10 protein-coding genes are annotated in these 9,865 nt (G+C 72.2%); 3 read left to right on the top strand and 7 right to left on the bottom strand.

Annotation, left to right across the window (positions count from 1 at the left end; genetic code table 11):
* Window positions 1-57 precede the first annotated feature (57 nt).
* The 7 genes from ACFWXO_RS35170 to ACFWXO_RS35140 all read right to left on the bottom strand — a co-directional run bounded on the left by ACFWXO_RS35170 (window position 58) and on the right by ACFWXO_RS35140 (window position 6,102).
* Window positions 58-1,443 carry an 8-oxoguanine deaminase gene (locus ACFWXO_RS35170; RefSeq protein ID WP_375891445.1) on the bottom strand — a complete coding sequence of 462 codons (1,386 nt, stop codon included), beginning with the start codon at window positions 1,441-1,443 and terminating at the stop codon, window positions 58-60.
* A 69-nt stretch (window positions 1,444-1,512) separates the two neighbouring features.
* A complete protein-coding gene (locus ACFWXO_RS35165; RefSeq protein WP_380529160.1) occupies window positions 1,513-2,988 on the bottom strand; it encodes a nucleobase:cation symporter-2 family protein in 1,476 nt (491 codons plus the stop codon).
* Window positions 2,989-3,300: 312 nt separating this feature from the next.
* Window positions 3,301-4,221 carry a factor-independent urate hydroxylase gene (pucL, locus tag ACFWXO_RS35160; RefSeq protein ID WP_375891447.1) on the bottom strand — a complete coding sequence of 307 codons (921 nt, stop codon included), beginning with the start codon at window positions 4,219-4,221 and terminating at the stop codon, window positions 3,301-3,303.
* A 30-nt stretch (window positions 4,222-4,251) separates the two neighbouring features.
* A complete protein-coding gene (gene uraH, locus ACFWXO_RS35155) occupies window positions 4,252-4,587 on the bottom strand; it encodes a hydroxyisourate hydrolase (protein WP_375891448.1) in 336 nt (111 codons plus the stop codon).
* 118 nt (window positions 4,588-4,705) lie between these two features.
* A complete protein-coding gene (gene uraD, locus ACFWXO_RS35150; protein ID WP_375891449.1) occupies window positions 4,706-5,209 on the bottom strand; it encodes a 2-oxo-4-hydroxy-4-carboxy-5-ureidoimidazoline decarboxylase in 504 nt (167 codons plus the stop codon).
* A gap of 270 nt (window positions 5,210-5,479) precedes the next feature.
* Window positions 5,480-5,860, bottom strand: a complete 381-nt coding sequence (locus tag ACFWXO_RS35145) for a helix-turn-helix domain-containing protein (protein ID WP_375891450.1) — start codon at window positions 5,858-5,860, stop codon at window positions 5,480-5,482.
* On the bottom strand, window positions 5,857-6,102 hold the full coding sequence (locus tag ACFWXO_RS35140) for a thiamine-binding protein (protein ID WP_375891475.1): 246 nt from the start codon (window positions 6,100-6,102) through the stop codon (window positions 5,857-5,859). The genes ACFWXO_RS35145 and ACFWXO_RS35140 overlap by 4 nt, the downstream gene beginning before the upstream one ends.
* Before the next feature lie 218 nt (window positions 6,103-6,320).
* On the opposite strand from ACFWXO_RS35140, the gene ACFWXO_RS35135 reads away from it, so the two are divergent.
* The 3 genes from ACFWXO_RS35135 (at window position 6,321) to ACFWXO_RS35125 (ending at window position 9,797) form a co-directional block, all read left to right on the top strand.
* A complete protein-coding gene (locus ACFWXO_RS35135; RefSeq protein WP_380529158.1) occupies window positions 6,321-7,163 on the top strand; it encodes a TIM barrel protein in 843 nt (280 codons plus the stop codon).
* Between the two features lie 141 nt (window positions 7,164-7,304).
* The gene (locus tag ACFWXO_RS35130) at window positions 7,305-8,198 is read left to right on the top strand and encodes a 2-hydroxy-3-oxopropionate reductase (RefSeq protein WP_380404843.1); all 894 of its coding nucleotides are present in this window, start codon (window positions 7,305-7,307) and stop codon (window positions 8,196-8,198) included.
* Window positions 8,199-8,654: 456 nt separating this feature from the next.
* A complete protein-coding gene (locus ACFWXO_RS35125) occupies window positions 8,655-9,797 on the top strand; it encodes a glycerate kinase (protein ID WP_380529156.1) in 1,143 nt (380 codons plus the stop codon).
* The last annotated feature ends 68 nt before the right edge of the window (window positions 9,798-9,865 follow it).

The raw sequence follows: 9,865 nt of genomic DNA, 5'->3' as shown, positions 1-9,865 counted from the left end.
GGGACTGTGGTGATACAGCCCCCGCCGGAGGGCAGCTCCGGCCCGCCCGGCGGGCCGTCAGACGGGCCGGGAGGCGAGCTCCTTGGCCGCGCGGGCGCAGGCACGCGCGATCCGGTCCTCGTTGACGGTGGTCAGCTCGCCCTTCTCGACGACGGCGTTGCCGTTGACGAACAGGGTCGCCAGCGGCGGCAGGGCGCCGAAGGTGAGGGCCGCGACCGGGTCGGCGATCGAGGAGTGCATGACCCCGTCGATCTTCCACAGCGCCAGGTCGGCCAGCTTGCCGGCCTCGATGGAGCCGATCTCGGCCTGCCGCCCGAGCACCCGGGCGCCGCCCATGGTGCCCAGCCGCAGCGCCTGGCGCCCGGTCAGCGCGGTCGGGGAGCCGTGCAGCCGGTTGATCAGCAGCGCGTTGCGCAGCTCGGTGCCCAGCTCGCCGGACTCGTTGGAGGCGGTGCCGTCGACGCCGAGCCCGACCGGTACGCCGGCCTTGAGCATGTCGGGCACCCGGGCGATCCCGGCGGCCAGGCGGGCGTTGGAGGAGGGGCAGTGCGCCACGCCGGTGCCGGTCTCGGCGAACTTGGCGATGTCGGAGTCGTTCATGTGGACGCAGTGCGCCATCCAGACGTCCTCGCCGAGCCAGCCGACCGACTCGAAGTAGTCGGTCGGCCCCATGCCGAACAGTTCCTTGCAGAACTGCTCCTCCTCGGCCGTCTCGGAGCCGTGGGTGTGCAGCCGGACGCCCTTGCGGCGGGCGAGTTCGGCGGACTGGCGGAGCAGGTCGGTGGAGACCGAGAAGGGCGAACAGGGCGCCAGCGCGACGTGCAGCATCGAGCCGAAGGAGGAGTCGTGGTAGCGGTCGACGGCGGCCTCGGAGGCGGCCAGGATGTCGTCCAGCTCCTCGACGGCGTGGTCCGGCGGCAGTCCGCCGTCCTTCTTGCTGCGGTCCATCGAGCCGCGCAGCGCGGTGAAGCGCAGGCCGAGCTCCTGGACGGCCTCGATCGAGGCGCCGAGGATGTCGCCGCCGTCCTTGGGGAAGACGTAGTGGTGGTCCGAGGCGGTGGTGCAGCCGGACTTGAGCAGGGCGGCGGCCGAGCCCTGGCTGGCGGCGTGCACGAGCTTGTCGTCGATCCGGGCCCAGGTCGGGTAGAGGGCGACCAGCCAGTCGAAGAGGATGTTGTCCTGGGCGAGGCCGCGGGTGATCCACTGGTAGAAGTGGTGGTGGGTGTTGACCAGGCCGGGGGTGAGCAGGTGGCCCTCGCCGTTGATCCGGCGCACCACATTGTCCAGCCACGCCGGGGCGGGGCCGTTGCCGACGGATTCGATCCGGTTGCCGAGGATGACCACGTGGCCGCGGGCGTACTCGGTGTCGACGGCGTCGACCGTGGCGATCGCGACGTTCTCGATCACGATCCGCTGGTCGGCGGGCGGGGGCTGGACTGCCATGGTGTCACTCCTATGGGGGAGGGCCAGGAGGGGCGCGCACCGAGTGGTGTGCGCCCCTGCCCGGACCGGTCAGGACGGTGTCGCCGTCGGCACCGTCGCGCCGGGGGCCTCGCCGGACCTGGACTGCGATGCGGACCGGCGGGCGGTTCCGACGTGGTGGAACAGCAGGTTGAGCAGGACGGCCATCACGCAGCCGGCCGAGATCCCCGAGTGCATCAGGGTCCGGACCGCCTCCGGGAAGGCGTCGTAGAAGGTGGGTACGGCGATCGGGATGATGCCGACCCCGAGCGAGACCGACACCAGGATGGTGTTGGCGCTGGACTCCATGCCGGCTTCCGCGAGGGTGCGGATCCCGCTCGCCGCGACCGTGCCGAAGAGGACGATCCCGGCACCGCCGAGGACGGGCTGCGGCACCAGCGAGACGACCGAGCCGAAGACCGGGAAGAGTCCCAGCAGGATCAGGATGCCTCCGCCGGCCGCGACCACGAAGCGGCTGCGGATCTTGGTCAGCGCCACCAGCCCGATGTTCTGGGCGAAGGCGCTGGCGGCGAAGCCGTTGAAGACGGGGCTGAGCGCGGTGGCCAGTCCGTCGGCCCGGAGGCCGGCGGCGAGCGTGGGTTCGTCGGCCTCGCGCTCGACGATCTTGCCGAGGGCGAGCATGTCGGCGGTGGACTCGGTCATCGAGACCACCATGACGATGCACATCGAGACGATCGCGGCCGCGTCGAAGGCGGGCGCGCCGAAGTGGAACGGGGAGGGGAGCGCGAAGACCTTCGCGTCCTGGACCGCGCCGAAGTCGGCCAGCCCCAGCGGGAAGGCGACCAGGGTGCCGAACGCCAAGCCGATGAGCAGGGACAGCTGCTGCCAGAAGCCGCGCAGCAGCCGGTTGCAGAGCACCACCGCGGCGAGGGTGATCGCGGCGAGGCCGACGGCCCGTACGGAGCCGTACCCGGGGGCGCCCGGCGAGCCGCCGCGCGCCCAGTTCACCGCCACCGGGAGCAGGGACACCCCGATGAGGGTGATCACGGTGCCCTGGACGACCGGGGGGAAGAACCGGATGAGCTTGCAGAAGTACGGCGCCGCGAGGAAGCACAGGGCCCCCGCGACGATCACCGCGCCGAAGATCACCGGGAGGGCGTCCTTCGGTCCGTGTTCCTTGGCGATGGCGATCATGGGCGCGACGCCCGCGAAGGACACGCCGTTCACGAACGGCAGTCGTGCGCCGATCTTCCAGATGCCGAGGGTCTGGAGCAGGGTGGCCAGTCCGGCGGTGAACAGGCTGGCCGATATGAGCAGGGCGAGGTCGGTGGCGGAGAGTCCGACGCCGGCGCCGACGATGAGCGGGGGTGCGACGACTCCCGCGTACATCGCGGCGACGTGCTGGAGCCCGGTGGAGAACAGCTTCACCGGGGGCAGCACCTCGTCCACGGGGTGGGTCCCGGACCCGGACGGCCCGCCGGGCAGGCGGGTCGACGTACCGTCCGGGCCTGGGGTTCTTGCAGGGGTGGAACCGCCGTCGTTACTGCTGGTGTTGCTGGGTGCCATGTCGAGCCCCTCTTGTGCCCGTGGCTCCCGGCGCGCCCGTGGCGCTGGAGATCCCCCGAGGGCGGGACGGCGGAGCAAGGATCCCTCGGGACGCTTCTCCAGTGCCCCGGGCCGGCCGCCGCGAGGCGAGCACGAACTCCGGTTGGTGGGGGTGGAGAAACAGGTGGAGCGTGGTGCGGTGGTACGAGTGGCGATGGTGGTGCGGGTGGCAATGGTGGTGCGGTCCGCCCGAACTCGACCGGCCCGAGCGGGCCGGAGGGTGCGGCGATTCCGGGCGGAGTCCATGGGGTGGGGTGAGCGGGGTGGGGGAGGTCAGGCGACCGGGATGACCGGGACGACGCCCTCGCGGTGCACGGTGCCCTCGATCAGGCCGTACATGCGGTCCGCGGCGTAGTAGACCTCGTTCTCGTTCTTGAGGCCGAACGGCTCCAGGTCGACGAGGAAGTGGTGCTTGTTGGGCAGTTCGAGGCGTACCTCGTCCACCTCGGCGCGGTTGTTGAGGACCCGGGTGCCCATCGCGTGCAGGGTCTGCTGCAGCGAGTAGGAGTAGGTCTCGGCGAACGCCTCCAGCATGTGCCGCTTCACGTGGGTGTAGGAGCGGTTCCAGTTGGGCTGGGCCTCGCCGTCGCGACCGCTGTAGCCGTACTTCCAGCGGGCGGTGACCTGGGTGGCGAGGATGCGGTCGTACGCCTCCTGGAGGGTGGTGTACTTGTCCTTGATGTAGCCCCAGAACTCCGAGTTGGTGGAGTTCATGACGATGAGGTCCTTGAGGCCGGAGATGACCTGCACCGTCTCGCCGTCGTAGACGATCTCGGTGGTGCGGGTCTCCTGGCCGGTGCGGACGAAGGAGTGGCCGACCTCCTCCGAGCCGATGAACCGGGCCGAGCTGTCCGGCGTCCTGATCCGGTCCCAGGCGTACTCCTCGATCCGGATCCGGGCGCTGTGCACGACGCCGCGCTCGGTGTCGTCGACGAAGTGCCGGGCCAGCAGGATGCCGAAGGCCTCGGCCGAGTCGATGCCGTACTCCTTGGCGAAGGCGTACACGGTGTTCTTGGTGGTGTCGGTGGGAAGGCAGTTGGCGTTCGACCCGGTGAGGTGGACGTCCTCGAACTCGCCCTGGAGGGAGACCGAGACGTTCAGGTCCTTGATCTCGTGCCGGGTGGAGTCGCGGTAGACCCGGACGATGCGGTTCTCCGCCTTGCCGTACTGGTTCTGACCGAGCACGTGGGCCATGACAGGCTCCTAAGCTTCCAGGTCGGTCCACTAGCTTCCGCGGTAGACCGAGTATCCGAACGGGTTCAGCAGCAGCGGCACGTGGTAGTGGTGCTGCTCGGGCGCGACCGTGAAGACGATCGAGACCTCGGGGAAGAACGGCGGCTCCGCGGACCCCCGCGCGTAGTACGCGCCGGTGTCGAAGAGCAGCCGGACGACCGAGCCCGCCTCCACGGCCGGGAGGTCCTTGACCCGGCCGTCGGAGTCCGTGGCGGAGGTGCCGAGCACCTGCCAGCCACCCTCGGTGTGCAGTGCGAGCTCGACCGGGACGCCCTCGGCCGGGCGGCCGAGGCTGGTGTCGAGCACGTGGGTGGAGATGCCAGTCATGGGTGAGGTGACCTTACTGATGGCAGAGGTGATGGTGCGTCAGATCGCGCGGAGCGCACGTCCGGGGTGGGGCGTCCGGGATGGGACGCCCTTCCTGCCGAGCATTCTTGACGATGCGTCAGGAACCGTCGAGGAGGCGGCTCAGCCGGATGTCGTTGATCTTGCGCAGCTCGCCCCGGACGATCTCCGCCTCGGTGGCGGGGTCGTTGGGGTGGCGCTCGCGCAGGGCCGTGAGCATGGTGACCGCGGTGCGGCCGGTCGCGCAGATCAGGAACACGTGGCCGAACTTCGCCTCGTAGGCGGTGTTGGCCTCGTGCAGTTCGTCGAGGACCGCCCGGTCCACGCCCTGGATGCCGGCCTGTTCGCGCTCGGAGGTGGCGTCGCCCTCCTTGGGCCGGCCGATCCGGGCGTGTCCGGCCATCGCGTCGCGCAGGTCCGCGACGGTCAGCGCGGCCATGGCCGCCGCGTTGGCGGCGAGCAGGGCCTCACGGCTGGGCCAGGGTCGGGTCTGTGCGACGGCGGCGGCCCAACGGGGGCTGGAGCATACCTCCAGCAGGATCTCCTCCAGCTTCGCGGCATCGGCCGCGGCCAGGGAGTCGAGGGCGTGGGGGTGGTTGGTCACGAGTGGACCTCCTGAAGAGTGGTGCCACCCGGAAAAGCTAGATCGGCCCCACCCTGCCGTCAACAGTTTGTTGAACCCTTGGTGGTTACGTTTTGAACCGGGCCGCGCTGCGGGGCCCTTTCGTGTGCGATTCGCCAAGTGTGCCCCGCCGTGGGCCGGTCGAGACTGTCCACAGCGGCGGGGTCACCCGTCCGCGAACCCCTCGCGGGTTCCTCGCGAACCCCTCGTGGGTTCCTCGTGAGCTCTTCGCGGGGAGCCCGCGAGCCGCGCTCAGGACGGCTTCGTGCCGTCCTGGCGGTTCAGGTAGTTGTACACGGTGAAGCGGCTGACGCCCAGGGCCGAGGCGACCGTCTCGACCCCGTGGCGGACGGTGAAGGCGCCGCGCTCCTCCAGGAGGGCGACGACCCGCTGCTTCTCCCAGCGGTCCAGCTCGGCCAGCGGGCGGCCGTCGAACTGGCGGGCCATCTCGGCCAGCAGCCGGTCCAGCGCACTGCTCAGGTGCGGCAGCCGGACGGCCAGGGCCGGGGTGCCCTCCCACTCCAGGACGACGTCCTCGGCCTTCGCCTCGTCCAGTGGGACGGGCGTCGCGCCGACCGCGTCCAGCAGCGGCTTGACCGCCGCGGCGAGCGGGTGCTCCACGTGCTCGGTCACGGCGTACCGCCCTCCTCTCCCAGCACGCTCACCTGGACGGAGATGCGGGTCGCCCCGGCGTCCAGGGTCTCCCGGAGCAGCCGGGTCACCGCGGCGAGGACCTGGTCGGCCTCGCCCTCGGCGCCGGTCCCGAAGGGGCCGACCGCCACGTCCAGGCCGGCCTCGTCGACGACCTTGCGGGCCGTCGCGGCGTGCTCGGGGAACGTGTCCAGTTCGAACGGTTCTGTCGTGAACTCCACCATCAATCGCACCCGCTCACTCTAGCGAGCGGGGGTGGGCGGGGGCAGGGCCTGGGCGATCGAACAGTCGCGGGGCCGGTGGGCGGACCCCTCGGAGCCACTTCAACAAAATGTTGCGGCAGCCTTGACACCCGCTCGGCGGGCCGGAGATGCTTCCACCACACAGAATCCCTCTTCCGGATCGTGGAAGTTGCGGATGAAGGAAGAGAGAGTGAGAGGTGATGGACGTGACGGCGGCTGCCAAGCACGGCTTCACGGTCAACCTGTCGATCCTGTTCGGCGAACTCCCGCTGCTGGAGCGCCCCGCGGCCGCCGCCGCGGCCGGCTTCACGGCCGCCGAACTCTGGTGGCCCTTCGGCACCGAACACAGCCCGGGTCGGGCCGAACTCGACGCGCTGCGCATGGCGTTCAGTGACGCGGGCGTCCGGCTCACCGGCCTCAACTTCCTGGACGACCTCAGCCAGGGCGCCCGGGGAACCGTCTCGGTCCCGTCCGAGCGGGAGCGCTTCCGGGCCAACGTCCCGGTCGCCGCGGAACTGGCCGCCTCGCTCGGTGCCACCGCGCTCAACGCGCTGTACGGCAACCGGGTCGAGGGCGTCGAGCCGGCCGAGCAGGACGCGGTCGCACTGGAGAACCTGGTGCTCGCGGCCCGGGCGGCCCACGAGATCGGTGCCGTCCTGCTGATCGAGGCCCTCAACGCGGCCGAGTCCCCGGACTACCCGCTGGTCTCCGCGGCCGCCGCGGTCGAGGTGGTCGACAAGGTCAACGCCGCCACCGGCCTGGGGAACGCCAGGTTCCTCTGCGACCTGTACCACCTGGCCAAGAACGGCGAGGACCTGGCGGCCGTCATCGACACCTACGCCGACCGGATCGGCCACGTGCAGATCGCCGACAACCCGGGCCGCAACGAGCCCGGCACCGGCGGGCTGGACTTCGAGGACCTGTTCGCCCGGCTCAGCGCGGCCGGCTACAGCGGCTCGATCGGCCTGGAGTACCGCCCCTCCACCGGCGTCAGCGCCGACAGCTTCGACTGGCTGCCGCGCGAGCTGCGCGCCGCCCGCTGACCCGGCGCCCACTCCGCCGGCGCCCACTCCGCCGGCCGACCCGGCGCCCCCGGCGCCCGTCCGGCCCGGGTACGCGGCGTACCGCGGCGCCCGTCCGGCCCGTCACCCCTCCCCACCCGTACACGTAAGGAACCCGACGCGATGAGCGCCTCCCGCAAGATTGCCTTCGTCGGCCTCGGCATCATGGGCAAGCCCATGGCCGTCAACCTGGTCAAGGCCGGCCACCACGTGACCGGCTTCGACCTCTCCCAGGCCTCTATCGACACCGTGATCGCGGCCGGCGGCCACGGCGCCGCCAGCATCGCCGACGCGGTGAAGGACGCCGAGGTCGTCATCACCATGGTCCCGGCCGACCCGCACGTCGAGGCGGTCATCCTCGGTGAGGGCGGCGTCCTGGAGAACGTCCAGGCCGGCACCCTGGTGATCGACATGTCCTCGATCACCCCGCAGACCTCCATCAAGGTCGGCAAGGCCGCCCGGGAGAAGGGCGTGCGCACCCTGGACGCCCCGGTCTCCGGCGGCGAGGCCGGTGCGGTCGAGGCGGTGCTGTCGATCATGGTCGGCGGCGAGGCGGCGGACTTCGCCGAGGCGAAGCCGCTGTTCGACGCGCTCGGCACCACGGTCGTCCACGTCGGCCCCGACGGCGCCGGCCAGACCGTCAAGGCCGCCAACCAGCTGATCGTCGCGGTCAACATCCAGGTGCTCGCCGAGGCCGTGGTGTTCCTGGAGAACGCCGGCGTCGACCTCGCGGCCGCGCTGGACGTGCTCGGCGGCGGCCTGGCCGGCTCCACGGTGCTCAACCGCAAGAAGGCGAACATGCTCAACCGCGAGTTCGCCCCCGGCTTCCGGATCGACCTGCACCACAAGGACATGGGCATCGTCACCGACGCCGCCCGCGCCGTGGGCGCCGCGCTGCCGGTCGGCGCCGTGGTCGCCCAGCTGGTCGCCTCCGCCCGGGCCAACGGCGACGGTTCGCTCGACCACTCGGCGCTGCTGCGCGGCGTCGAGCGGCTCTCGGGCCGCGAGGTCGCCTGACCCGAGGGGCCGAGGCCCCACAGACTCCTCCTGGTGGCGTGTACCTGATCCGGTCGTGCCCGCGCCACCAGGAGGCCAGACCCGACCGGCGTGCGGGCAGGGGCTCATCCGCCCGCCCGCCGGTCGATCCAAGCCGGTGACGCACACACCCTCCCCCGGGGGCACTTCGGTCGTGCCAGCGGTGCGTCGCCTGGCCCCCTCCTCGCCGAGGGGAGCCCCTCGAACGTCGGAAGCGGGTCGAGGGGAACGGCGGGGAGGGGGTCGCACCCCCTACGGGACCGGCGCTCCCACGGAAGCGACGATCCTCCGGGACCGGCGCTCCCGCGGGAGCTCGGCCCCGGGCCGGGCCGCACCGCCCGGCCAGGGGGGTCGCAACCCCGGTGCCACCGGACCCATGCTTGTCCGGACCCATGTTCGTGGAACACCGCCCGACCCGCACGGAAGTGAGGACCACCGATGCCCCCCACCCCCCTCAAGGGCCACGTGGTCGTAGCGCCGGACAAGTTCAAGGGCACCCTGGAGGGTGCCGAGGTCGCCGCCCGGATCGCCGCCGGCATCCGGCGTGCCGCGCCCGGCGCCGACGTGCGCGAACTGCCCGTCGCCGACGGCGGTGAGGGCACCCTGGCCGCGGCGCTCGCGGCCGGGTTCGACCGCGTCCCGGCCAAGGTGGCCGGTCCGACCGGCCTGCCGGTGGACGCCGCCCTGGCCGTCCGCGGCGACACCGCCGTGGTCGAACTGGCCCAGGCCTCCGGGCTCGCCCGGCTGCCCGGCGGCCGGACCGCCCCGCTCGCGGCCGGCTCCTACGGCGTCGGCCAGCTGATCGCCCGCGCGGTGTCGATGGGTGCCAAGCGGATCGTGCTCGGCCTCGGCGGCAGCGCCTGCACGGACGGCGGGGCCGGCATGGTGCAGGCGCTCGGGGTCCGGCTGCGGGACGCCGACGACGTCGAACTTCCGCCCGGCGGAGCCTCGTTGCGCCGCCTGGAGCGGATCGACCTCGGCCCGCTGGCCGAGCTGCTGACCGGGGTGGACGTCGTGGTCGCCTGCGACGTGGACAACCCGCTGCTGGGCCCGCGCGGCGCCACCGCCGTCTACGGCCCGCAGAAGGGCGCCGACGGCGACGACCTGGTGGTCCTGGAGCAGGGGCTGACCCGCTTCGCCGACCGGGTGGCCACGGTGACCGGTCGGGACGTGCGGGAGGCCCCCGGCGCCGGGGCCGCGGGCGGGGTGGGCTTCGCCGCCCTCGCCCTGCTCGGCGCCACCATGCGACCCGGTATCGAGCTGCTGCTCGAACTGCTGGGTTTCGACGAGGCCGTGCGTGGGGCACGCCTCGTCGTCACCGGTGAGGGCTGCCTGGACGCTCAGACGCTCCATGGCAAGGCCCCCGCCGGAGTCGCCGCGGCGGCTGCCCGGGCGGGGGTTCGGGTGGCCGCCGTGGCGGGTCGGCTGGAGCTGTCCGAGCCCGAGTGGCGGGCGGCCGGCTTCACCGCCGCGGTCGCCCTCACCGACCTGGCCGAGCAGCCGGGGGACAGCATGACCAGGGCCGGCGAGCTGGCCGAGGTGGCGGGGGAGCGGCTGGCCGTGGAGCTGCTGCCGGGCTGAGCCCTCGTACGTTCCTCCATTGACGTTTTGTTGAAGGCGGGCCTAGGCTCCCGGCAATCCTTCGACCC

It is taken from the genome of Kitasatospora sp. NPDC059088, assembly GCF_042738155.1.
GTDB lineage: Bacteria > Actinomycetota > Actinomycetes > Streptomycetales > Streptomycetaceae > Kitasatospora.
Note: the sequence above shows the minus strand (reverse complement) of the source record. Positions and strands in the feature narration are given on the sequence as shown.

Bases quoted from the DNA above. Each gene is read 5' to 3' on its own strand.
- ACFWXO_RS35170 (WP_375891445.1), bottom strand. From the start codon at position 1,443: ATGGCAGTCCAGCCCCCGCCCGCCGACCAGCGGATCGTGATCGAGAAC.
- ACFWXO_RS35125 (WP_380529156.1), top strand. From the start codon at position 8,655: ATGCCCCCCACCCCCCTCAAGGGCCACGTGGTCGTAGCGCCGGACAAG.
- pucL (WP_375891447.1), bottom strand. From the start codon at position 4,221: ATGGCCCACGTGCTCGGTCAGAACCAGTACGGCAAGGCGGAGAACCGC.
- ACFWXO_RS35165 (WP_380529160.1), bottom strand. From the start codon at position 2,988: ATGGCACCCAGCAACACCAGCAGTAACGACGGCGGTTCCACCCCTGCA.
- ACFWXO_RS35140 (WP_375891475.1), bottom strand. From the start codon at position 6,102: ATGGTGGAGTTCACGACAGAACCGTTCGAACTGGACACGTTCCCCGAG.
- ACFWXO_RS35130 (WP_380404843.1), top strand. From the start codon at position 7,305: ATGAGCGCCTCCCGCAAGATTGCCTTCGTCGGCCTCGGCATCATGGGC.
- uraH (WP_375891448.1), bottom strand. From the start codon at position 4,587: ATGACTGGCATCTCCACCCACGTGCTCGACACCAGCCTCGGCCGCCCG.
- ACFWXO_RS35135 (WP_380529158.1), top strand. From the start codon at position 6,321: ATGGACGTGACGGCGGCTGCCAAGCACGGCTTCACGGTCAACCTGTCG.